This window comes from Streptosporangium vulgare, from assembly GCF_042428775.1.
Classification (GTDB): Bacteria; Actinomycetota; Actinomycetes; order Streptosporangiales; family Streptosporangiaceae; genus Streptosporangium; species Streptosporangium vulgare.
On record NZ_JBHMBS010000005.1, the window covers coordinates 336,910 to 359,389 of the forward strand.

Sequence of the window (22,480 nt, forward strand, 5' to 3'; positions counted from 1 at the left end):
CCGGTGTGGTGATCGTTCGGGTTCGGGTGCTCGGTCCGCGCGCTCACGCGTGCCCCTCCTCGTGCCAGACCCGTCCGCTGCGGCCGACGAGCTCGTGGGCCGCGGCGGGACCCGCGGTGCCCGCCGGGTACGGCTCGGGCGGGGTGCCCTGGGAGTCCCACTCGTCGAGGATCGGATCGATCCACCGCCAGGCGGCCTCGACCTCGTCGCGCCGCATGAACAGGGTCGGGTTGCCGGTGAGGACGTCCAGGAGCAGCCGCTCGTAGGCCTCGGGCACCCGGCCGGTGAAGGTCTCGGCGAAGCTGAGGCTCAGCGGGACCGGCTTGAGCGCCACCTCGCCCGCGCCCGGCTCCTTGGCCATGATGTTCAGCTGGATGCCCTCGCTCGGCTGCAGCCGCAGCACCAGCCGGTTGGGCGTGCTGCCGGGGAAGATCGAGTGGGGCACGTCCTTGAACTGCACCACGATCTCCGAGCAGCGGTTCGGCATGCGCTTGCCCGTCCGCAGGTAGAACGGCACCCCGGCCCAGCGCCAGTTCTTCACCTCGGCGCGGATCGCGGCGAAGGTCTCCACCCGGCGGGAGTTCTCGGTGGGCGCGGTGTTGTCGGGCTCGTCGAGGTAGCCGGGCACCCGGACGCCGCCGGACTCGCCCGCCGTGTACTGGCCGCGTACGGTGAAACGGTCCACCTCGCCGCCGGTGACGGCCCGCAGCGACTGGAGGACCTTGACCTTCTCGTCGCGGATCGACTCGCGGTCGTTGCGCGAGGGCGGCTCCATCGCCACCAGGCACAGCAGCTGGAGCAGGTGGTTCTGCACCATGTCGCGCAGCGCGCCCGCGTGGTCGTAGTAGCCGCGGCGGCCGGGGGTGCCCACGGTCTCGGCGACGGTGATCTGGACGTGGTCGATCCAGAGGGAGTTCCAGATCGGCTCCAGGAACGCGTTGGCGAACCGGAGCACGAGGAGGTTCTGGACCGTCTCCTTGCCGAGGTAGTGGTCGATGCGGTAGATCTGCCGCTCCTCGAAGATGGCGCCGACCTCGTCGTTGATGCGCAGCGCGCTGGACAGGTCGCGGCCGAGGGGCTTCTCCAGCACCACCCGCGAGGCGGGGGTGACCAGGCCGGCGCGGTGCGCCTCCCGGCAGAACGGGCCGAACGTCATGGGCGGGCTGGCGAGGTAGAACACCCGGTCGCGGTGCTCGTACCCGCCGAGCATCCCGGCGAGCCTCGCCCACCCGGTCGGGTCCTGGCCGGCGATGTCGACGGTGACGTGGTGCAGGCGGCCGAGGAAGCGCTGCCAGGTGTCGAGGTCGTCCACCGGCACCGAGCCGCGTACCTCGGCGTCGACCTTGCCGCGGAAGTCGGCGTCGTCGAGCCCGCCGCGGGACATCGCGATCACGCGGGTCTCGGGGGCGAGGCGCCCGTCGCGGTCGGCGTGGTAGAGCGCGGGCAGGAGCTTCCGCATGGAGAGGTCGCCTGTGCCGCCGAAGACGATGAGGTCGGCGGGTTGCGGGGTCTCAGACATGCGGCGGCGCTCCGTGGTGATCTACCAACAGTGATCTATCAAAATTAGGTATAGATCGGACAGTAGCTAGATCTTGCGCTCTACACAAGCGGAGTTTTGTAATTTGAGATGAGAAAGTAGGAAGTTTTCATTTCCTAAGTGGGTGTGATTCACTTGGCGGATGCCTCGACGTCCCGCTGCCGCGCTGGCCACCAGCGGTGAGGTGCTGCGCCTCATCCGCTCAGGCGAGGCCGTCACCCGCGCGGACATAGGGCGTGTCACCGGCCTGTCCAGACCCGCCGTCTCCCTGCGCGTCACCGAGCTGCTGGACCGGCGCCTCGTCGTCGAGGACAGCGAGGGCCCCTCCACCGGAGGCCGTCCGCCCACCCGCCTGGTCTTCAACGCCTCCGGCGGGGTCGTCCTGGTCGGCTCCCTGGGCGCGAGCCGCGCGCAGGTCGCCGTCTGCGACCTCGCGGGCGAGGTGCTGGCCGGCACCGCCCTGTCCGTGGACGTGGAGGAGGGGCCGGACGTCGTCCTGCCCCTGGTCATGCAGACCTGGAGCGAGCTGCTCGGCGACCGTCCCGCCTCCCTGGTCCGCGGGGTCGGCCTGGGGGTCCCCGCCACGGTGGAGTTCGCGGCCGGCCGCACCGAGAGCGCCCGGATCATGGCCAGCTGGACCGGCGTGGCCATCCCGCCGATCATCGCCGAGCGCTTCCCCGTCCCCGTCTTCCTCGACAACGACGTGAACGTCATCGCGATCGGCGAGCACCGCGAGATCTACGCGGGCGAGGCCGACGACCTGCTGTTCATCAAGGTCTCCACCCGGATCGGCTCCGGGGTCATCGCCGGGGGCGAGATCCTGCGGGGGGCGCTGGGCGCGGCGGGGGAGATCGGGCACATCCCGGTCCGCGACGGCGGGGGAGTCCTCTGCCGCTGCGGCAACATCGACTGCGTCGACTCCATCGCCAGCGGCACCGCGATCCTGCGCCGGCTCCGCGACATGGGACACGACGTCAGGACCCTGGCCGACGTGGTGAGCCTGGTCAGGGCCGGAGACGCGGAGACCATGACCGTGGTCCGCAACGCCGCCCGGATGCTCGGCGAGGTCGTCGCCAGCGCGGTCAACCTGCTCAACCCCTCGGTGGTGGTCCTCGGCGGCGACGTCGCGGAGACCTTCCAGCCGATGGTCTCCGGCGTGCGCGAGGTCATCCACCGCCGCTCGACGGCCCTGGCCACCCGCAACCTGCGCATCGAGCGCAGCCGGCTCGGCCCGAGCGCCGGGATCATCGGCTGCGCCCACATGGTCCTGGACAACATCCTGTCGCCCGAGGCCGTCGACTCCGCCGGCTGGCAGCCGCTCCGCTCCGTCCGCTCCCTCGCCTGAGCCGCGCCCGTCGCCCTTCTCGCCTGAGGCGCGCCTGAGCCGCGCCTGTCCCGCTCCCTCGCGTGAGCCGGGTCCGTCCGCCCCCTCGCCCGAGCCGGGCTTCCGGCACGTCGCGGCGCGCGCCCTCGCGCGGGGTTCCGCGAGGGCGCGCGGGCCTTCCAGGGGGCTCCCGCGAGGTTCTCCGAGGGAGCGGTACGGGAGCTCTCCACGGTTCCCGGGAGCTTTCTACGGCTCCTGCGAGGTCTCCTTCCGGTCCGCCGTGCCGGTGGCGCGGGCGTTGAGGACCACCAGCGCCAGCAGGACGAGCAGCCCGCCGAACGTCGCGGCCAGGCCCACGAGCTCGGTGAACCAGCCGACCAGCACGGGGCCCAGCAGCAGCCCCGAGTAGGTCAGCGTGGTGAACCTGGCCAGCGCCGCGGCCGCCCCGAGCCCTTCGGCGCCGCCGTGTCCCACCGCGCTGAAGATGAGCGGGAGCAGGACCGACAGGCCGATCCCCACCACCGCGAAACCCGCGATCGCGAAGGGGATGCCCGGACTGAGCACGACCATCAGCAGGCCGCAGAGGGCGATGCCGCCGCTCACCCTGACCAGGGCGGGCGCGCCGTACCGCTCGTGCAGGCGGTCCCCGACGAGGCGGCCGCCGGTCTGGCACAGGTTGAAGAACGTGTAGCCCAGCGAGGCCACCGCGAGGGTCGCGCCGCGATCCTCCAGGAGGAAGACACCGCTCCAGTTGCCGACCGCGCCCTCGACGATCAGGATGACCGCGCCCATCGCGCCGAACATCAGCACCCGCGGGGTCCAGCCGTCCCGCCACCTCACGCGGACCTTCTTCTCGCCCTCCTGGCTCGCGTGCCGGTCCGCCGAGGCCGGCAGCATCCACAGCCCGGTGACGAGCGCGAGGAGGGCCACGGCCACACCCAGCCACAGGAAGTGCGTCATCGGGGAGAGCCCGGCCTGGATGGCGAGGCCGCCCAGCACGGAGGCGGCCATCGCGCCGATGCTCCAGGCGGCGTGGCAGCGGTTCATGACGGACCGCTTGTGGGCGCGCTCGACCGCGATGGCATGGGCGTTCATGGAGACGTCGAGAAGCCCGTCGATCAGGCCGAAGACCACCAGCGCGACGGCGAGCTGGATCGGGTCGTCGGCCAGCGCGAGGCCGACCAGGGAGAGCGGCAGCACCACCCCGGTCACCCTGGCGATCGGCGCGCTGCCGTATCTGGCCACCAGGCCACCGGCGAGCTGCATGGCGATCAGGGCCGAGACGGAGGGGACGACGAGCAGGAGACCGAGCTGCCCGGCGGACAGGCCGTGCTCCACCTTCAGCGAGGGGACCCTGATCAGGAAGCTGGCGTAGGAGAGCCCGACGATCAGGAACGCGGCCATCGCGGCCAGACGTGTCCGGCCCGCGGCCCCCGACAGCACCGCCCCGGCAGGCGTCCCGGGCGGATCGTCCGCGGGGGAGTCCGTGCCGAGTGTCTCCCCCGGGGGCCGTCCCCCGGACGCGGGTTCGGTCGTGTTCTCAGGCGCCGTCATCGCCGGCCCACTCCTTCGTCCACCGGGGGTCCATCTTGTCCTCCTCGCGGATGAACCGCACGTCGGCGGAGACACGCATGACGTCGGTCACGGTGTCGAGGGAGGCGTGCACCACGTACGGGCTGTGCACGGTCAGGTCGCCCGCCTCGTAGTCGCTCCACAGCCATCTCCGGCCGACGACGCGGGCCGTGAGCTGGAGGTCGTGGCTGATCGGCCGGGAGTCGTGGGCCCGGTCGCTCGCGAGCCGCGCCGGATCGAACCGTTCGGGGGAGTCCCGGTGCGAGCCCTCCAGGTAGACCAGCCCCCCGGTCTCCACCGGGCAGTCGCCGACGGGGATCCACATCGTCAGGACGCGGTCGCTGCCCTGGGACATGTAGGCGTGGTCGGTGTGGGCGCGGGAGGCCCGGAGCGAGCCCGCGTAGAAATGGCGCAGGATGCCCCGGGGCATCAGCCGGACGGGACCGCCGAGCAGGGTCTCGGCCAGCCCCGTCAGGGCCGGTTGCCTGGCGAACGAGGCGAACCGCTCCGTACGCACGAAGTCGTAGGCCGGATGGTCCTTCACCCCGTGCGAGGGCAGCCCCTCCGGCGGGCGGCCGGAGAAGACGCCGTCCCGGGGAGTGGACCCCGGCTTGAGCAGCCCTTCGGGAAACGTCGACAGGTACGCCTCGCGCAGGGCGAGAACCGTCTCGCGATCGAGGAACCCCCGCAGCAGCACCAGGCCGTCGTCGTGGAACCGCCGTCTCAGCGCGCCGGGGTCGCCGAGCAGCCCACTGCTGTCGGGCAGCGGGGTGAACAACTCGTCGGTGAACGGTACGGGCACGCCGTTGGAGGAGACGGCTCGCCGGTCTCCGGGCATCAGTAGACCCCTTCGGTGATCTGGCCGGCGTCCTCGTCCTCGTAGGGGCCCACCCGTGCCACCCCGGGCCACGGGAACCAGGGGTGCGGCGGGGCGGAGAGCGCGCTGTCCCGCTCCAGCAGGTTGGGCAGGAAGAGGTCCTCCAGGAGGGTCACCACCCTGATCCGGCCCCGCTCGCCCTCGGCGACCTCCTGCCACACGTCGTCGGGCCGGACGACGTGCATGACCGCGAAGGGCGGCGGCAGATGGTAGCTGTGCGGCTCGCCGGGGGAGGGGGCGTCCCCCTGGAGGGCGTGTCCGGCGAGGGTGTTGCCGTAGGTGTCGATCCACTGGACGCCGTCCAGATACTCCTCGCGGAGATAGCGCGCCTCCTCGGGAGAGCAGGAGGTGCCGCCGGTGCACACGGCGCGGACGCCGTACTCCGCGAGGGGCTTGTCCAGCGCCGGGGCGAGCGCCATGAGCAGCTTCGCGGTCGTGAAGAGCAGGCCGACCCGCTCGTCCCGCAGGATGTCCGCCGTCTGCGTGATGAGGTGTTCGACGTAGGCGTCGGCGCCGCCGGGTCCGCCGGAGGTGCGAAGCAGGTGTTTGACCCAGCGCGGGTCGAAGTCCACGGAGAAGACGGCCGCCCCCCAGCTGTCGCCGAGCAGCTTGACGAAGTGCCCGTAGGCGTGCGGGCCGCTGGGCGTCATGGCCAGGATGTCGCCGCCGAGCAGGCCGCGCGCCTCCAGCATCACCCGGTACATCAGCACGTCGTAGGTGGCGCGGGTCACGTCGACGACCCGGTACGGCGGGCCGGACGTCCCCCCGGTCTCCACGACGCGGAACGGCCGCCCCGCGAAGCCCCGGGGCACGAGGTCGCGCGCGCTCACCCCCCGCAGGTCGGTCTTGTCGAACAGGCCGAACAGACGCAGGGAGGCGTAGTCGGTGACGTCGCGGATCGGGTCGAAGGGCAGGCGGCTCCTGCGCGCCAGCCAGAACGGCGAGCCGCTCTCCTCGCCGAAGTGCCAGCTCATCATGCGCACCGTCCACTCGTCGAGGGACTCGCGCATGGGGGGGATCTGTTCTCGCATGGCGTCAAGCAGGGAGCCGCCAGGCGGGAGATGACTGCTCGGGTTCAGGACGGGACTCCTTCAGGGACGGTCGCGAAGCAGGCCGGGTGCACGAAACGGGACCCGGCGACGACGCCGCGCGCTCCCGCCTCGTCCGTGGAGACGGCGACGGCGAGGGGGAAGGGAAGCTCGCAGCCGACGAGCGGATGGCCGACGTCGTCGACCTGGACGAGGGTGGGCGCGAGGAACGTCGTCCCGCCCGACCTCACCAGGAGCGGCCGCCGGGTGAGCAGGCGCCCGCCGGGAGCGAGCCGGTCGGAGACGAACGCGGCCATCCTCGCGGCGTCGGCCTCGGCCCAGGACGCCTGCGGCCAGCGAGGGTCCGGCGAGTCGAGGGAGATTCCGTCGAGCACGGCCGCGACCCGGCGGGCGTCGGCCTCCCGCGGGGCGTCGGCCTGCCACAGGATCCTGGCCTGTCGCAGGGTCTCGGTCTCCCGCGGAGCCTTGGCCTGCCGCAGGGGCCCGGCTTCCCGTAGGGTCCCGGCTTCCCGCGCGGTCTGGGTTTTCCGAAGGGGCTCGGTCTCCCGCAGGAAGACCACCGTGCACACGCAGGTGCAGAAGCGGCCCGCGTCCCGTGCGATCCGCGCGGCGAGGTCCTCGGGGTCCACGGGCTCCCCCGCGCCCACGATCACGCAGGCCCGGCCGGGGCCGCGCAGATCCAGGGACGGCGCGTCGGCGGCGGGTCCGGCGGCCAGGCCGTCGCCGCCGTAGACGATCTGCCGGTCGGTCGCCCGGATCAGCGCGGGCAGGGTCCGGGGCGCGCTCGGGTAGTAGCCCAGCGTCTCGGGCGGCCAGCCCACGCTCAGCAGGGCCCCGACCAGGCGGGCCGACGACAGCGGCTCGCGCCTGCTGGGGCGGATCCAGACCGCCGCGCCGGACAGCGCCGCCTCCAGCACCCCCTCCAGGCAGGTGAAGGTGTTGGCGGGCAGGGAGACCAGGGTGAGGCCGCCGGCGTCGAGATCGGGCGCGTCCGCCGCGAGCTCCTCCAGCCGCTCGGCGAGCATCCCCGACCAGCGTCGTACGAGAGCCGGGGGCAGGCCCGCCGTGGCGCGCATCGCCTCGGCGAACCCGCCGGCGTCCTGGACGCCGAGGGACTCGACGGGTACGCGGCCGTGCCGGAACAGCGCGACGGCCTCGCGGAGCAGTTCCAGGCGCCGGGCGCGGGACGGCACGGCCGTCGCGGCACGGCGCGCCCGCAGGCGGGCGCCGTCGTCGCGGACCATGATCTCCGGAGCCAGGGAGAGGAGCGGGCCGCCGGGTACGGGCACGGTGTCCATCGACCGGTACCACCGTCCCGCGCGCAGTAACGGCAGGACCGTCTCGCCGGTCATGACAGCGCGTCCCGCAGCGCGCGGACGACCCGCTCCTGCTGGGCGTCCGTCATGCCGGGGAAGAGCGGCAGGCAGATGTGGCGGGAGGCGAACGCCTCGGCGCGCGGGAAGGACAGGTCGCCGAAGCGCCGGGCGAAGTAGGGCTGGCGGTGGAGCGGGACGTCGTACACCTCGCCCGCGAGCCGTACCCCCTCGGCGCGGAGTCTCTGTTTGAGCGCCGCGCGGTCGACGCCCTCGGGCAGCAGGGCGAGGTACTTGTAGTGGTTCGACGCGCACCCCTCCGGCACGGCGGGACGGGTCAGGGAGGGCACGCCGGCCAGGCTCTCGTCGTACCGGGCGGCCAGCGCCGTGCGTTCGGCCAGCACCTCCGCCAGCCGGGCCAGATGGGTGAGGCCTACCGCCGCGTGCAGCTCGCTCATGCGCCAGTTGCTGCCGAGATCGTCGTGCAGGTTCTCCTCGAAGGACCGCTTGCCGTGGTCGCGCAGGTGCGTGACCCGCTTCAGGTCGGCCCCGTCGGCGCTGAGCAGGCCGCCCTCGCCACTGGTGATGATCTTGGTGGGGTAGAGGGAGAAGGCGGCGAGCCGACCGAAGGTGCCCGCTTGGCGCCCGTGCAGCGAGGAGCCGAGCGCGTGGGCGGCGTCCTCGACGACGGCGACGCCCTGCCGGTCGCACTCGGCCAGCACCTCGGCCAGCGAGGGGGCGACGACCCCGGCGATGTGCACGGGCACGACCGCGGCCACGTCCTCGTGGGCGGCGAGGGCGGCGCGCAGTCCCGCCGGGTCCATGCCGAGACCGTCCGGCTCCAGGTCGACGAAGCCGACCCGGGCACCGGCGCGGACGGCGCTGGCCGCGGTCGCGAAGAAGGTGTTGGCCGGGACCAGGACGGTGCGCCCCTCGACCCCGACGATCCGCAGCGCGATCTCCAGGGCCGAGGAGCCCGAGCTCACCGCCGCGGTGCCGCGCCCGATCTCCCGGCTCGCGAGCGCCTCCAGCCGGGCGCCGCGCGCCCCGAGGGTGAGCGCCCCCGAGGCGAGGGCGTCGTCGACCAGGTCCAGGATGTCCAGGCGGGCCCGGACGTCGAAACCCACCTTGGCCGCGGGCACGTCCGGCGTGCCGGCCACGAACGCGCCCGGTGTACCGGCGGCGGGTCCGGCGGGGGAGTGGGCCGAGTCCGGGGAGCGGGCGGGGGCCAGGGAGCGGGTGAAGAAGTCCGCCGCCTCGGCCAGGCCGGTGCCGTGGCCCATGGGCAGCGGCAGGATCTCGGCCGTCTCGTGGGCGCCCGCGATCCGTTCACCGGCGGTCTTGGCGTCGCCGGGATCGAGGCGGCCGTCGGCCGTGCCGTACTGGATCTGCAGGGGCGCCGGGGCCAGCGCCGCGTACAGGTCGGGGAGGTCGGCGTGGCGCAGGATGGACGGCAGGGCGACGTACTGGTTCCAGGCCAGCGACCGGCCGATCATCGTCTCGTACGTGCCCAGGTGGCTCGCGGCGCACAGCGGGAGCGGCTCCTCCCGCAGCAGCGCGGCGTGCAGTGCCACCGCCGCGCCCATGCTGTGCCCGAACAGGCCGACCCGGCCGGGGGCCACGTCCGGATGCGCGCGGAGCCAGTCGAGCGCGGCCCCCGCGTCCTCCGCCAGCGCCCCGAGGAGGCTCCCGCCGCGCAGCCGCAGCGTGCCGTCCAGCACGTCGCCCGGGTCGCGCCCGCCCAGCGCGGCGGGCTCGGCCCAGCCGTCGAGGCCGTGGTCGAGGGTGAGCGTGAGGAAACCGGCCCCGGTCAGGTACGCGGCGACGTCACGGCCGGGATGGTCGGGAGGCAGCAGCCCGGTGACCCGTTCCAGGGTCGCGTTGCGCCCCGCGCAGACCAGCACGGCCGGCCACGGTCCCGGGCCCGGCGGGGCCAGCATGACCGCGCGCAGCTCGCGACGCCCTTCGTGCTCGAAGAGGTAGTGGTCCACCCGCGGTTCCCCGCCCTCCTGCCTGCGCGTGGAGCGCACGCGGAGGGTCACCCGCCGGGTGGCGGCCAGCCGGGCCACCGCCCGGCGCACCTGGCCGTTCCGGACGGCCTGGTCCGGCGCGGGGGAGCCGGGGACGGGATCGACCGGGGAGTGGCCGAGGTGGTGGAACCGGTCGATCGACGTCAACGCGAACCTCGGATCTCAGACGAAGTCGGCGTGGAGCGCGTGCGGAACCTCGACGCGGTACGTGTTCAGCGCGTCATCCAGCTTGATCCGCCCCTTGCGCAGCCATTCGAGCAGCTCGTTCTGCGGCCGGTAGAAGCAGGATTTGCACAGGTCGGTCCTGAGCGGGTTGCTCGACTCCCACTCGGCCCTGGGTCCGCCCTCCAGGACGTTGAGGTAGCCGTCCTCCAGCACGTTGCCGATGCGGTAGCGGCTGTTCAGGTGCACCTGGGGGCAGGGGTAGAGGTGACCGTCCGCGCCGACGGCCGTGACGAAACGGCTGTAGTGGCAGTGGTCGAAGTCGCCCTCGACGGACTCCACCTGGTCCATCGGCCCCCGGTCGAGCTTGGGCACCGAGACCTCGAACTCCTCCGACGACAGCGCGGAGACGTCGTCGAGCGAGGCGGAGACCTCCGCCATGACCTGCTCGATCGTCTCGTGGCCCATCGAGCTGTAGAACTCCGGCTCGAACCGGACGTAGTGCGCCCCCGAGTCGCGTGCGATCCGGGCCGCCTCCGAGATCTCCCGGTAGTTCTGCATGGTGATCACGAAGTTGAACCCGATGCGGAAGTCCGGATCGACCGCGTTGTCGCGCAGCCTGCGGACGGAGCCGAGGAAGGACTTGAACGTCTGCTCGCGGTCCCGGGTGATTTCGTTGAAGGTCGCCTCGGTGCCCGCGTTGAGGCCGATACGCACCCAGGTGTGGGTGTTGACCACGCAGTCGGCGATGTCGTCCCGGTGCAGGCGGGAGCCGTTGGTGATCAGGCCGATGCGCAGCCCGGCCGCGTGCCCGGAATTGCAGATCTCGGTGTACCCGCGGTGAATGGTGCATTCGCCGCTGCCGCAGAACGTGACGGCCCGGCCACCGGATTCGGCGAACTCCCGCATGAGCTTGACGCTCTTGTCGGTGGGAATAGCGTCCTTGAAGGAGAACAGATCGTAGAAATTCTCCTCGTTCGGCGAGTGGAAGTTGCAGAAATTGCAGCGCATATTGCAGGCGCCCATGATGCCGATGCGCATATGGACGGGGCGGAAGGTCTCCCCGTTGACGAACTTCCTGAGCAGGTCCTCGTGGGCGAGGACCTTGTCGGGGGCGTGTGCCTGGTCAAGGGTGACCTCCGCCAGCCCCTCCCCGTTGCTGGGGCGCGCCGACCTGTAACTCTCGTTCGACATTTCCGTCCCCCGTTCGACCGGGAGGGATTCCAATAACCCGGTCCTTGTGCGCCAAAGTCGACGTGCTGGTAACGCCGTTTCGATACGTGTTCGGGTAAGTCGGGTCCAGGTCAAGGGACATGGATTCCGGCCGTAGGAGCGCTCTTGCGGGGAGATTAAAACATATCCTAAACCGGGTCAAGTCCCCTTGTGGGGCATTTTTGGGCACGGTACGGTACGTCGGGTTCGACATTCGCGCGGCCGGAGGGAATTCGTGCAGGTGGAAGGAAACGGCATGACAGAAACCCCAATAGCGTCGCCCCAAATGCCGGTCTCCTTCCCGGACGCGCGGACGCTCGGGTCCAGGCTGGCCGCCTACGCCTTCCTCGCCAACGATCCTTCGGTTCCCCTGGTGGCCGCCGACTGGTGGCAGATCAGTGGCCCGCACTACAAGGCGGTGGCCGACGCCCTCGCCCACTTCGTGGCCGGAGAGCCCGCGGCCGAGGACCTGCGCCGTTTCGCCGCCTCTCCCGGGGACCGTGAGCTGGAGGACGCCCTGGCCGGCGCGCTCGTCCCCCTGCTGGAGCGCTCACCCGCCGACGGCGCGCGCCTCGGGGAGCTGATCGCCGAGGCCGACGCGCACGTGCTGGTGGACTACCACAACGGCGTGCTGGCCGACCGCTCCGCCGCCGAGGTGTCGGTGGCCGACGTCTCCGCCTGGTCTCGGCGGGGAACGCCGGGAGTGTCCGCGGTGCCTGCGGCGTCGGGGGCGTCCGTGACACCGGGAGCACCGGGAGCACCGGGAGCACCGGGAGCGTCGGGAACGCGGACGGCGGGGGCGCGGGCCGTGATCGTGATCCCCTTCCGGGACCGCGTCGGCGGCGCCCGCGCCCGGAACCTGCTGGCCTGCCTGGCCGCGCTGCGCGACCAGGACGGTCACCGCGACGAGGTGACCGTCACCGTGGTCGAGTCCGACACGGCGCCCACCTGGCGTGACACCGTCGAACCACTGGTGGACCACTACGTGTTCGCGCGGCACGACGGGCACTTCAACAAGTCCTGGGCGGTCAACGTCGGGGTCCGCGAGACCCCGGGCGAGCCCGAGCTGATCTGCGTGCTGGACACCGACATCCTGGCGGACCGCCGCTTCGTGAGCCGGAACCTGGACCGCATGGCGCGCGAGCCCGAGCTCTCGGCCTTCCTGCCCTACCGCCGCATGTTCTGCCTCGACCCCGAGACCTCCGCCGCCGCCATCCGCCGCCGCTGCGAGCGCGGCGAGGCCGACGTGCCGCTCGACGCCGTACGCTCGCTGGTGCTGAAGGAGCCGCCGGGGGCCTGCCTCTGGGCCAGATCCACGATCTTCGACGCGATCGGCGGGTTCGACGAGCGCTACCAGGGCTGGGGCGGTGAGGACGACGACGTCGTGGCACGGCTGAGCCTGGCAGGGCGGTTCACCCGCTTCGACGACCCGCTGCTGCACCTGGCCCACCCGCGTCCGGAGATGACCCTGGACGGGGTGCCGTTCAACGCCCACATCGACCCGCTGAGCTGGAGCGTCACCGGCGGGTACGGCGACCTGCGCGGTCCCAGGGGATGACCTCGGTCGTTCGCGCCTACGCGACGCGCACATCGGTGCCGCAGGGCGGATCGCTACGCTTCCGCCTGACCGCCGGAGACCTGACCGCCGGAGATCTGACGGCCGAAGACCTGACCGCCGGAGCCCCGGTGACGGGCGATCCGGCGACCGGGAACCTGGCGACCGGTGATCCGGTCCCGGGTGATCCGGTCCCGGGTGATCCGGTCCCGGGTGATCCGGTCACCGGCGATCCGGTGGACGGCGGCGAGCGCGGCGCGGCCCGCTGCCGCGCCCGGGTGCGCGACGCCGTGACCGGCGAGGTCAGGGCCGAGCTGGACGCCGCCGGGCCCTGGTGGACCCTGGACGTCCCCGACAGCTGGCCCAGCTCGCTCTACGCCGTGGAGTTCACCCCCGGCGACCCGGACGGGGAGACCTACTTCGTCGTCCGCTCCCGCGAACCACGGGCCGCCGGGAAGCCGGCGGGGGTGCCGTCGGCGCCCGTCGCCGGCGGGACACCGGCGATCCTGGTGTCCGTGCCCTTCCTCACCTGGCAGGCGTACAACAGGGCCGGAGTGCCGGGGGAGGGCCTGTACCCCACCGAGGGCGCCGAACGGGCCGGCCGGGTCACCTTCGACCGCCCCGGCGGCGGACCGGCGGGCAACTGGGAGGACAACTTCTACCGGTGGCTGAGCCGTAACGGCGTCCGGGCCGACTACTGCTCCAACCTGGACCTGCACGAGGATCCGGACACGCTGCTGCGCGACCGGCGCCTGCTCGTGATCCCCGGGCACGACGAGTACTGGACCCGGCGGATGCGCGACGCCGCGGAGTCCTTCGTCGCGTCAGGGGGGAACATCGCCTTCTTCGGCGGGAACACGTGCTGGTGGCAGGTCCGGCTGGAGGACGACGGCCGGACCATGGTGTGCCACCGCGACGCCCTGCTCGACCCGGTGGCCGCGACCGATCCGAGCCTGGTCACCGTGGAGTGGTCGGGTTCCCCGGTGTGCCGGCCGGAGAACAGCCTGACCGGGGTGAGCTTCCGGCGCGGCGCGGGCTGCTGGGAGGACATGGACGCCATGAAGTCCGAGGCGTACACGGTGCGCTTCGCCGGGCACTGGGCGTTCGAGGGCACGGGACTGCGCGACGGCGACACCTTCGGCAGGGGCGCGGTCGGCTACGAGACCGACGCCGCGGAGTACGTGGAGGTCGACGGCGTCCCGCTGGCGACGGGCGCCGACGGCACCCCCGCCGACTTCGCCATCCTGGCCACCGCCGACCTGCGCCACTGGCGACGCCTGGGCCAGGGCGGCCACGCCACCATGGGCATCATGCGCCGGGGGGCGGGCACCGTCTTCAACGCGGCCACGATCGGCTGGGGCGACGCACTCGACGATCCGATCGTCGACCGTGTGACCCGCAACGTGCTCGCCAGGCTCGCCGGAGCCCCCGGCTGGTGGGAGCCGATGGGCGGCGGGGCGTCCGCGCTCGCGCTCGCCGCCTGCGAGCAACAACTCTTCGCCGTCCTCACCGACGGCGACCTCTGGACCCGGCCGTACCGCACCCAGAACCTGAGATGGCGGCGGATCGAGCCCGCGCCCGGCCTGGTGGCACTCGCCGCGCCGCGCGAGGCGACGCCGGGCTCGCCCGTTCTCCTGTACGGCCTGCACGCCGACGGCCGCGTCCTCGCCCGCGAGCCGGTGACCGGGCAGGCGTCCTGGACGGACCTGTACGACGCCCCGCCGGGAGCGGTCGGGATCGCACCCGTCGACCAGACCATGTTCGCCGCGGGGGCGGAGGGCGAGCTGTGGCAGCGCCCGCTCGCCGCCGGGCGGCCGGAACCGTGGACCCGCGCGGGCGACGACGGGCCCGGCCTCGCCGCCCTCGCCCACGTGGGGGGACGGCTGATCGGGCTGACCCGCGACGGGGAGGTACGGGTCAGGGCACGAAACGACCGGGCCGGGTCGCGAAACGATCGCCTTGGGACGCGGGACGACCGCTTCGGGGCGCGTAACGGCCGGGACAGGACGCGGGACGACGACGGGTGGATCTCCCTGGGCACCACCCCCGGCCTGGTCACGCTGACCGGCACGGCGGGCAGGCTCATCGGCGCCACAGCGGGCGGCGACCTGTTCTGGCGCGAGCTGGTCGGTGGCGTGACGGCAGAACATCCGCAGCCCGTGGTCGGTGGCACGCCCACAGGGCATCCGCAGCCCGTGGCCGGTGGCGCGACGGCAGGAGACCCACAGTCCTTGATCGGCGGCGTGACGGCAGGACGTCCGCGGCCCTTGATCGGTGGCACGCCCACAGGGCATCCGCAGACCGGAAACGAGGAGTGAAGTGCGCCGGATCGAACTCGTCGGCAGACACCGCATCCGCCTGGACGGCGACGCGCCGGTCCCGTCCATCGGGCCCGGCGACGTGCTCGTCCGGGTGGGGGCCTGCACCGTCTGCAACCGCAGTGACCTGGCCTACTACCACTACCACGGCCTGCGCGACCACTGCGCGACCGGCTGCTTCGGACACGAGGTCGCCGGCACCGTCGAGGCCGTGGGAGAGCGGGTGACCCGCGTCGCGCCGGGGCAGCGGGTGTTCGTCCGCACCCCGCTCACCTCGGGGTTCGCCGAGTACGCGGCGGCGAGGGAGGTCAGCGTGGGTGCCCTCCCCGACGACGTGCCCTTCGAGCAGGGCGCGATCCTGCAGCTGCTTCCCCTGGCCGTGCACGCGACCCGGGGGGTGAGGCTGGGCGACCGGGTGGCCATCGTGGGACAGGGACCGGTCGGGTTGATGGCCCTGCAGGTGGCGCGGCTGCGCGGCGCGGCAGAGATCGCCGTCGCCGACCTGGACCCCTGGCGCCTGGAGCGCTCGGTGCTCCTCGGCGCGGACCGGACCTCGCTGGTGAAGTCGCCGCAGGCCGTACCGGAGGAACTGGGGACGGAGTTCGACGTCGCGATCGAGGCGGTCGGCACCCCGCACACAGCCAACGCCTGCGTCGACATGGTCCGGCAGAACGGTCTCGTCGTCTTCCTCGGCACCCACCACGTCGACACCCACGTCACCTTCGACATGGTCAAGTGGGAGAAGAAGGGGCTGCGGGTGCACAGCTCCGCCGAGCCGACCGACACCGCGCGGGCCGAGGCGATGCGCGTGGCCGAGCGGCTGGCGGCCACGTTCACCCGGCGCCTGCGCCTCGACGCGATCCTCACCGCCACCTACCCGCTGGAACGACTCCAGGAGGCCCTCGACCGCCTGTCCGAGAGCCCCACCCTCCATCCGGCCGGAAGTGCCGCGCCGTTCCAGACTCCGCCCCCGGAAACCCTGAAGATAGCCATATGCCCGAACCAGGATTGAGATGGGGGATCGCCGGATACGGCGACATCGTCCGCAGGAAGGCACTGCCCGCCCTGCTCTCCCTCGGTGAGACCGTCGCCTGCGTGTGGGGCCGGGACGCCGCGCGAGCGCAGGCGACCTGCGAGGAGTCCGGGATTTCCCGCGACGGGTCGTCCGGCGCCTTCGGCACGTCCGACTACACCGCGCTGCTCGACGTGGCCGAGGTCGTCTACGTCGCCACCCCGGTCGCGGCCCACCTGCCCCTCGCGATCGCGGCGGCACGCGCGGGCCTGCCGGTCCTCGTGGAGAAACCACTCGGCGGAACGGCTCCCGGGCGGGACCCCCGCGGGCCGGTCCCGGCGTCGGCCACCGCGCACGCGGAGGACGCCTACCCCCGTGGGACGGTTCCCGGGCGGGCCACCGGCCGCGACCCCCGTGGGCCGGTCCCGGCGTCGGCCACCGCGCACGCGGAGGACGCCTACCCCCGTGGGACGGTTCCCGGGCGGGCCACCGGCCGCGACCCCCGTGGGCCGGTCCCGGCGTCGGCCACCGCGCACACAGGGGACGCCTACCACCGCGGAACGGTGGCCGAACTGGCCACCGCGCACGCGGGCGTCGCCTACTACCGGCGGCTCGCGCCCGCGCTCGGGCGGGTACGCGAGATCCTGCGCGGGCGTGCCGTCCACCACGCGACCGTGGAGTTCCGGAGCCACTTCGACCCGGGGCCGGACGACCCCCGGCTCTGGCGTACCGACCCCGCGATCTCCGGCGGGGGAGTGCTCGCCGACATCGGCAGTCACCGTCTTGACCTGCTCTGCTGGCTGCTGGGGGAGGCCGTCGTGACCGGTGCGCGCACGGGCCTGCCCTTCGACCTGGGCGCGGAGCGGCTCGCCGGGGTGGAGCTGGCCTGGCCGTCGGGAGGCACGGCCGCTCTGGAGGCGGCGTGGACGCCCGGTGCCCGCCAGGACCGGTTCCGCCTGTCCTTCGAGGGCGGTCACCTGGAACTCGACCCCCTCGACTCGGGGACCGTGCGCGGGATCGTCGACGGGGCCGCCGTCGAGGAGTTCCTCCCGCCGCCGGAGAACCCGCACCTGCCCCTCATGGCCGACTTCGCCCGCAGCGTCCGGGAGGGGACCGAACCGGTCTGCCCTGTCGGCGACGCCGAGGTCGTCGACCGTCTCATCGCGGACGCCTACGCGTTCGCAACCCGTCTGGAGGAACATCCGTGACCGAAACCGTCTCCCTGCCCGCCTTCCCCTCGCCGCTACGCTGGCTGAACCGGCCCCAGGACTGGAGTGCCGAAGGCGACGCGCTCTCCATCGTCGCGGGAGCGGGAACCGACCTCTTCTCCGACCCCGGGGAGCCGAACCGCTACGCCAACGCCCCCGCTCTCGTCGGCCGCCTGGACGGTGACTTCACGCTCAGCGCGCGGGTCAGGCTCGACCTGCTGTCCACCTACGACGCGGCCGTGCTGCTGCTGTACGCCGACGACGACCGGTGGGCCAAGTTCTGCCTCGAACTCTCCCCGCAGGGCAGGCCCACGATCGTCTCGGTGGTCACCCGCGGGGTGTCCGACGACTGCAACTCCGTGACGATGGACGGCACGGACATCCGGCTGCGGATCTCCCGCATCGGCACCGCCTTCGCCTTCCACGTCGCCGACGAGTCCGGCTTCTGGAACCTCATCAGGTACTTCGCGCTCGACGGGGACCCGGAGGTCGGCTTCCTCGCGCAGAGTCCCACCGGCGAGGGCTGCACCGTGCGCTTCGAGGACATCGTGTACTCGCCCAAGCGCCTGTCCGACCTGCGCGGCGGCGAGTAGCCCGCTTTCCCGGCGGCCCGAGCGGCCGGCCCGAGCGGTCCGAGCGGCTCCAGCGGGCAGCGTGGACAGCATGGACAGCGTGGACAGCGCGACGGGAGCTCCACGGAACAGCGGCCGGGCGGGCTACGGAGTGTCAGCCGGGCGAGCGGTGAGGATGCGGGCGAGCAGACCGCTGAGATCGGCCTGCTCGCGCGGGTCCAGTGGGGAGAACCACTCCTGCTCCCTGCGGGTCTGCTCGGCGAACGTCTCGCGGACGGCGGCCTCCCCCTTCCCGGACAGCGCGACCACCACCGCGCGCCGGTCGCCGGGCACCGGGCGGCGCTCGACCAGGGCGTCGCGTTCCAGGGTGTTGACCACGTTCGTCACCGCCGAGCGGGACATGGCGGAGATCTCGGCGAGCCGGGCGGGCTGGGTCGGGCCGAGAATCCAGAGTTTGAACATCAGCCGGAAACCGGGCAGCGTCCAGCCGCGCGGGCGGTGGATCCGGGTCTCCAGGTCCGTCACCAGCAGGTAGGCCAGCTGCAGCAGGTTGTAGGCGAGCTCGAACCCCTCCGGGTCGGCGGGAGGCGGCATGCCGGCGAGACGTTCCCGCGCGTACGCGGCATACCGGAGATCCGCCCTGCCCGCCGGCTCCACCCGAGGCGTCCCACCGTCGCCGCTCCGCAGCGTCCCGCTGTTCTCGGCCCGAGGCGTCTCGCTCCCCTCGTTCCGCAGTGTCCCGCTGCCCTCTGCCCGAGGCATCTCACCGCCCTCTGCCCGCGACATCCCGCCGCCCTCGGCCCTCGGCAACCTCTTGTCCTCGGCCGCGCCCGGCGTCGCGGCCCTTCCCCGGTCTCCGGCGCGACGGCCCGAACCCGCGCCCGTCGTTTCCCCGCCGTCCGGCTCCACTGGTGATTCCACCGCACAAGTCTTGCGCAGGAGCACCCTCGACCTGAATATTGTTATGGCCATAACAATCGACGGGAGGTGCCCGTGGAGATCGTCATCGCCGGTGGCGGCATCGGCGGCCTCGCCACCGCGCTCAGCCTGCACGCGGCGGGCTTCGAGAACCTCACCGTCCACGAGGCCGCGCGCGAGATCCGTCCGCTGGGCGTGGGCATCAACCTGCTGCCCCACGCCGTACGGGAACTGACGGAGCTCGGCCTCGCCGACCGGCTGGCGGCGATCGGCGTCGCCACCGCCGAACTCGGCTACTTCGACCGGTACGGCTCCGCGATCTGGTCCGAGCCCAGGGGCGTCGACGCGGGATACCTGTGGCCGCAGTACTCCGTCCACCGGGGACGGTTGCAGATGATGCTGCTGGACGCCGTGATCGAGCGGCTCGGCCCGCGGTCGGTCGTCACCGGCAGCCGGATCACCGGTCCGGGCGCTGAGGACCTGCTGATCGGTGCGGACGGCATCCACTCGGCGATCCGCGCGCGCCTGTTCCCCGGCGAGGGACCCCCTCCGTGGAACGGGCTGGTCCTGTGGCGCGGGACGACGTACGGCACGCCGTTCCTGACCGGACAGTCCATGATCATGATCGGTGACGGGACGCAGAAGTTCGTGGCCTACCCGATCGAGGCCGGTGAGCGGACGCTGATCAACTGGATCGCCGAGAAGCCCTTCGAGGGCGAGGCGCCCGACCGGGGCGACTGGAACCGGCCGGCGGACCTGGCCGAGGTCGAGAGGCACTTCGCGGACTGGCGGTTCGACTGGCTGGACGTGCCGCGGATCATCGCCGGGGCCGAGGCCGCCTACGAGTACCCGATGGTGGACCGCGATCCGCTGCCGTACTGGACCGAGGGAAACGTCACCCTGCTGGGCGACGCCGCCCACGCGATGTACCCGATCGGTTCCAACGGCGCCTCCCAGGCGATCATCGACGCCCGGGTGCTGGCCCACTCCCTCGCGCACGGCGACCTGGCGGCGTACGAGGCCACGCGGCGGCCCGCCACGACCACCCTGCAGCTGTCCAACCGGCGGATGGGCCCCGAGGTCGTGATGAGACTCGCCCACGAGCGCGCCCCCGACGGGTTCGACGACATCGAGCGGGTCATCCCCTACGCGGAGCGGGCCGAGATCGCCGCCTCCTACAAGCGCACGGCGGGGTTCGACCCGGCTTCGCTGAACGGATCCCCCTCCTGGAGCGTCGTCCGTTGACATCCTCCCCACGGCCAGAGCCCGGGGTCTCCACGCTGGAGGTATCCGTTGAACCTCGAACACCTCGCCACGTTCACCGTGAAGCTGGATCCGATCCTCGAACTCGGCGGCACCCACTGGGGCCGGCGACGGGTGATCAACATCGTGGGCGGATCGTTCGAGGGCCCGCGGTTCTCCGGCGTGGTCCTGCCCGGCGGGGCCGACTGGCAGGTCGTGCACGCCGACGGCATGGCCAGCGTCGACACCCGGTACACCCTGCGCACCCACGACGGCGCGCACCTCTATCTCTCCACCTCCGGCGTACGGCACGGCCCCGCGGAGGTCATGGCCCGCCTCGCCCTGGGGGAGCCGGTGGACCCGTCGGAGTACTACTTCCGGCTGTTCTGCCGTTTCGAGACCGGTGACGAGCGCTACCTGTGGCTCAACCGCACCCTCGCCGTGGGAACGGGCGGCCGGCTGCCCGACGCCGTCCGCTACGACGCCTACACCCTGACCTGACCCTTCCCGTACGACGCCCCGCACCCTGCCCTGGCCTATACCCCGCCCCTCGACCCGCCCCCTTCCCGACCCGGGCACGACCCCCGAGGCTCGACGGACACGACACCCCCGAGGAACTCGTGATGCCGAAGCTGAACCGCCCCCCGCTCCCCATCGTCGCCGAGCACGACACCCCGATGCCGGTGCGTGACGGCACGATCCTGCGCGGCGACGTCTACCGCCCCGCCTCGGACGGGCCGTTCCCGGCCCTGCTCGTCCGCACGCCGTACGGCGCGGGCTCGTTCCTGATGGCGCCGAAGACCCTCGCGCTGGAGGCCGGCTTCGCGGTGGTGCTCCAGCACTGCCGGGGGCGCGGAAGCAGCGACGGGGAGTTCCGGCCGTGGCTGGACGAGGGCGACGACGGCTACGACACCGTCGGATGGATCACCTCCCAGCCGTGGTCGAACGGCGAGGTCGTGGCCTTCGGGATGTCCTACCTCGCCGGATGCGCGCTCCAGGCCGCCGCGACGCGCCCGCCGGGGCTCAAGGCCGTGGTCGCCTCGATGACCCCGCACGACTTCTACGACGGGCTGAAGTACCACGGCGGGGCCTTCGCGCTCGGCTCGGCGCTGAACTGGGGCCTGCTGCAGGAGATGCTCGGGCTGATGCACGGGATGGAGGCCGGAGAGGACGTGGGCGCGGGCTTCGGCGCGCTCCTGCCCGTACTGGGCGACCAGGCCGCCGCCGTGCGGAGGCTGCCGCTGCGCGACATCCCGGCGGGACCGTGGTGGAACGACTGGATCTCGCACCCGACCCGCGACGCCTACTGGGAGGGGCTGGCCGAGACCCTGCGGCACGACCGGATCGAGGTGCCCGTGATGCACGTCGCGGGCTGGTTCGACCTGTTCCTCGCCGGAACCCTGGAGAACCACCGCCGGCTGGGCGGCCCGCTCGTCATCGGCCCCTGGTCCCACGGTTCCGGCGCGACGGGCACCGGCCGCCTGGACTTCGGTTTCTTCTCTTCGGCGCAGGGGGTCGGGCTGCCGCAGCGGCAGATGGACTTCCTGCGCGGCGAGGACACCGGACCGGCCGTGAAGATCTTCGTCATGGGCGACGACGTCTGGCGGGACGAGGAGGAATGGCCGCTGTCCCGCGCGGTCGGCACCCGCTACCACCTGCACACCGGCGGCCTGCTGTCCACCGAGCCTCCCTCGGACGCCGCGCCGTCCACCTTCACCTTCGACCCCCGCGATCCCGTGCCCACGACCGGCGGCCCCCTCCTGCTCCCCGACGTGACGAACACCGGCCCCCAGGACCAGCGCGACATCGAGCTCCGCCCCGACGTGCTCTGCTTCACCACCGAGGCGCTCGCCTCCGATGTCGAGGTGACCGGCCCCCTCTCCGTCACCCTGCACGCCGAGACCTCGGCGGTCTCCACCGACTGGACGGCCAAGCTCGTCGACGTCCACCCCGACGGCCGGGCCATGAGCGTGACCGACGGCATCGTCCGGACCTCCGTCGCGTCCGGGGTGCACGAGGTCGACCTCGTCGCCACCAGCCAGGTCTTCAAGACCGGCCACCGCATCCGCGTCGAGATCTCCAGCTCCAACTTCCCCCGCTTCGACCGCAACCCCGGCACCGGCCGGACCTCCGCCGACTCCACCGAGGCCGACCTGGTCGTCCAGCACCAGACCGTCTTCCCCGACTCCTACGTCACCCTCCCGATCGTCCCCCGGTGACGGCCCCCGGTCCGGACGGTCACCTGCCGCACCCGCGCCCGCGACCTCTCCCCGACATCGATCGTCACAGGGGGCCGAACGGGCCGGAGCCGAGCGTGTCGCATCGGGGGCTTCTCGCGGCCGAGATGGAGGTGTCCGGTTGACCGGTGTATTTCGACTTTGATTGGTTCCACCGCGTGGTCGAGGCCAGACGTCCTTCGAAGGTGATGGCGAAGGCGGTCGGGCGGCTTTCCGGCGGGCGAGCCGGCGTTTGCGGCCCTTGCCGGCCGGGTCCGGACCCACGATCGCCATCCCTGCCCGGCAGTCGTCGTCGCAGGCGCTTCGCCTCCCGGTCCGGCTGCATCGCTGGGCTTGGCTTCA

At 72.7% G+C, this 22,480-nt stretch carries 17 protein-coding genes; 9 read left to right on the forward strand and 8 right to left on the reverse strand.

Annotation, left to right across the window (positions count from 1 at the left end):
• Window positions 1-43: 43 nt before the first annotated feature.
• Window positions 44-1,519, reverse strand: coding sequence for a glucose-6-phosphate dehydrogenase (zwf, locus tag ACFFRH_RS13480; RefSeq protein WP_386156600.1), 1,476 nt, complete (start codon window positions 1,517-1,519; stop codon window positions 44-46).
• A gap of 160 nt (window positions 1,520-1,679) precedes the next feature.
• On the opposite strand from zwf, the gene ACFFRH_RS13485 reads away from it, so the two are divergent.
• The gene (locus ACFFRH_RS13485) at window positions 1,680-2,882 is read left to right on the forward strand and encodes an ROK family transcriptional regulator (RefSeq protein ID WP_386156603.1); all 1,203 of its coding nucleotides are present in this window, start codon (window positions 1,680-1,682) and stop codon (window positions 2,880-2,882) included.
• 225 nt (window positions 2,883-3,107) lie between these two features.
• Here ACFFRH_RS13485 and ACFFRH_RS13490 read toward each other — a convergent pair whose 3' ends face one another.
• Genes ACFFRH_RS13490 through ACFFRH_RS13515 form a run of 6 tightly spaced genes read right to left on the reverse strand, consistent with a single transcriptional unit; the run spans window position 3,108 to window position 11,058 of the window.
• Window positions 3,108-4,415: an MFS transporter gene (locus tag ACFFRH_RS13490; RefSeq protein WP_386156606.1), complete on the reverse strand. Its 1,308-nt coding sequence runs from the start codon at window positions 4,413-4,415 to the stop codon at window positions 3,108-3,110.
• The gene (locus tag ACFFRH_RS13495) at window positions 4,402-5,271 is read right to left on the reverse strand and encodes a phytanoyl-CoA dioxygenase family protein (RefSeq protein ID WP_386156609.1); all 870 of its coding nucleotides are present in this window, start codon (window positions 5,269-5,271) and stop codon (window positions 4,402-4,404) included. The genes ACFFRH_RS13490 and ACFFRH_RS13495 overlap by 14 nt, the downstream gene beginning before the upstream one ends.
• Window positions 5,271-6,341 carry a class I adenylate-forming enzyme family protein gene (locus ACFFRH_RS13500; protein ID WP_386156612.1) on the reverse strand — a complete coding sequence of 357 codons (1,071 nt, stop codon included), beginning with the start codon at window positions 6,339-6,341 and terminating at the stop codon, window positions 5,271-5,273. Before ACFFRH_RS13500 ends, ACFFRH_RS13495 begins: the two co-directional genes overlap by 1 nt.
• A gap of 44 nt (window positions 6,342-6,385) precedes the next feature.
• Entirely contained in the window at window positions 6,386-7,711 is a 1,326-nt protein-coding gene (locus ACFFRH_RS13505; protein WP_386156615.1) for a hypothetical protein, read from the reverse strand.
• Complete coding sequence (locus ACFFRH_RS13510; protein WP_386156618.1) at window positions 7,708-9,849, reverse strand: DegT/DnrJ/EryC1/StrS family aminotransferase; 2,142 nt, start codon at window positions 9,847-9,849, stop codon at window positions 7,708-7,710. The genes ACFFRH_RS13505 and ACFFRH_RS13510 overlap by 4 nt, the downstream gene beginning before the upstream one ends.
• A gap of 15 nt (window positions 9,850-9,864) precedes the next feature.
• Window positions 9,865-11,058: a radical SAM protein gene (locus ACFFRH_RS13515; protein WP_386156621.1), complete on the reverse strand. Its 1,194-nt coding sequence runs from the start codon at window positions 11,056-11,058 to the stop codon at window positions 9,865-9,867.
• 304 nt (window positions 11,059-11,362) lie between these two features.
• On the opposite strand from ACFFRH_RS13515, the gene ACFFRH_RS13520 reads away from it, so the two are divergent.
• The 5 genes from ACFFRH_RS13520 to ACFFRH_RS13540 are packed head-to-tail and all read left to right on the forward strand — an operon-like array spanning window position 11,363 to window position 17,762.
• Window positions 11,363-12,634, forward strand: a complete 1,272-nt coding sequence (locus ACFFRH_RS13520) for a galactosyltransferase-related protein (RefSeq protein WP_386156624.1) — start codon at window positions 11,363-11,365, stop codon at window positions 12,632-12,634.
• Complete coding sequence (locus ACFFRH_RS13525) at window positions 12,631-14,949, forward strand: N,N-dimethylformamidase beta subunit family domain-containing protein (RefSeq protein WP_386156627.1); 2,319 nt, start codon at window positions 12,631-12,633, stop codon at window positions 14,947-14,949. The genes ACFFRH_RS13520 and ACFFRH_RS13525 overlap by 4 nt, the downstream gene beginning before the upstream one ends.
• Before the next feature lies 1 nt (window position 14,950).
• A complete protein-coding gene (locus ACFFRH_RS13530) occupies window positions 14,951-15,961 on the forward strand; it encodes a zinc-dependent alcohol dehydrogenase (protein ID WP_386156630.1) in 1,011 nt (336 codons plus the stop codon).
• Window positions 15,943-17,169: a Gfo/Idh/MocA family protein gene (locus ACFFRH_RS13535; RefSeq protein ID WP_386156633.1), complete on the forward strand. Its 1,227-nt coding sequence runs from the start codon at window positions 15,943-15,945 to the stop codon at window positions 17,167-17,169. The genes ACFFRH_RS13530 and ACFFRH_RS13535 overlap by 19 nt, the downstream gene beginning before the upstream one ends.
• A complete protein-coding gene (locus ACFFRH_RS13540) occupies window positions 17,166-17,762 on the forward strand; it encodes a DUF1349 domain-containing protein (protein ID WP_386156635.1) in 597 nt (198 codons plus the stop codon). The genes ACFFRH_RS13535 and ACFFRH_RS13540 overlap by 4 nt, the downstream gene beginning before the upstream one ends.
• Window positions 17,763-17,885: 123 nt before the next feature.
• Here ACFFRH_RS13540 and ACFFRH_RS13545 read toward each other — a convergent pair whose 3' ends face one another.
• Entirely contained in the window at window positions 17,886-18,503 is a 618-nt protein-coding gene (locus ACFFRH_RS13545) for a MarR family winged helix-turn-helix transcriptional regulator (RefSeq protein ID WP_386156638.1), read from the reverse strand.
• A 231-nt stretch (window positions 18,504-18,734) separates the two neighbouring features.
• Here ACFFRH_RS13545 and ACFFRH_RS13550 point away from each other — a divergent pair, with 231 nt between their 5' ends.
• The 3 genes from ACFFRH_RS13550 to ACFFRH_RS13560 all read left to right on the forward strand — a co-directional run bounded on the left by ACFFRH_RS13550 (window position 18,735) and on the right by ACFFRH_RS13560 (window position 22,120).
• Complete coding sequence (locus tag ACFFRH_RS13550; protein ID WP_386156641.1) at window positions 18,735-19,904, forward strand: flavin-dependent oxidoreductase; 1,170 nt, start codon at window positions 18,735-18,737, stop codon at window positions 19,902-19,904.
• A 48-nt stretch (window positions 19,905-19,952) separates the two neighbouring features.
• Entirely contained in the window at window positions 19,953-20,402 is a 450-nt protein-coding gene (locus tag ACFFRH_RS13555; RefSeq protein WP_344746776.1) for a DUF3237 domain-containing protein, read from the forward strand.
• A 122-nt stretch (window positions 20,403-20,524) separates the two neighbouring features.
• Entirely contained in the window at window positions 20,525-22,120 is a 1,596-nt protein-coding gene (locus ACFFRH_RS13560) for a CocE/NonD family hydrolase (RefSeq protein ID WP_344746777.1), read from the forward strand.
• Window positions 22,121-22,480: the final 360 nt, after the last annotated feature.

Bases quoted from the DNA above. Each gene is read 5' to 3' on its own strand.
- ACFFRH_RS13490 (WP_386156606.1), bottom strand. From the start codon at position 4,415: ATGACGGCGCCTGAGAACACGACCGAACCCGCGTCCGGGGGACGGCCC.
- ACFFRH_RS13485 (WP_386156603.1), top strand. From the start codon at position 1,680: ATGCCTCGACGTCCCGCTGCCGCGCTGGCCACCAGCGGTGAGGTGCTG.
- ACFFRH_RS13535 (WP_386156633.1), top strand. From the start codon at position 15,943: ATGCCCGAACCAGGATTGAGATGGGGGATCGCCGGATACGGCGACATC.
- ACFFRH_RS13500 (WP_386156612.1), bottom strand. From the start codon at position 6,341: ATGCGAGAACAGATCCCCCCCATGCGCGAGTCCCTCGACGAGTGGACG.
- ACFFRH_RS13560 (WP_344746777.1), top strand. From the start codon at position 20,525: ATGCCGAAGCTGAACCGCCCCCCGCTCCCCATCGTCGCCGAGCACGAC.
- ACFFRH_RS13505 (WP_386156615.1), bottom strand. From the start codon at position 7,711: ATGACCGGCGAGACGGTCCTGCCGTTACTGCGCGCGGGACGGTGGTAC.
- ACFFRH_RS13515 (WP_386156621.1), bottom strand. From the start codon at position 11,058: ATGTCGAACGAGAGTTACAGGTCGGCGCGCCCCAGCAACGGGGAGGGG.
- ACFFRH_RS13545 (WP_386156638.1), bottom strand. From the start codon at position 18,503: ATGCCTCGGGCAGAGGGCAGCGGGACACTGCGGAACGAGGGGAGCGAG.
- zwf (WP_386156600.1), bottom strand. From the start codon at position 1,519: ATGTCTGAGACCCCGCAACCCGCCGACCTCATCGTCTTCGGCGGCACA.
- ACFFRH_RS13520 (WP_386156624.1), top strand. From the start codon at position 11,363: ATGCCGGTCTCCTTCCCGGACGCGCGGACGCTCGGGTCCAGGCTGGCC.
- ACFFRH_RS13525 (WP_386156627.1), top strand. From the start codon at position 12,631: ATGACCTCGGTCGTTCGCGCCTACGCGACGCGCACATCGGTGCCGCAG.
- ACFFRH_RS13495 (WP_386156609.1), bottom strand. From the start codon at position 5,271: ATGCCCGGAGACCGGCGAGCCGTCTCCTCCAACGGCGTGCCCGTACCG.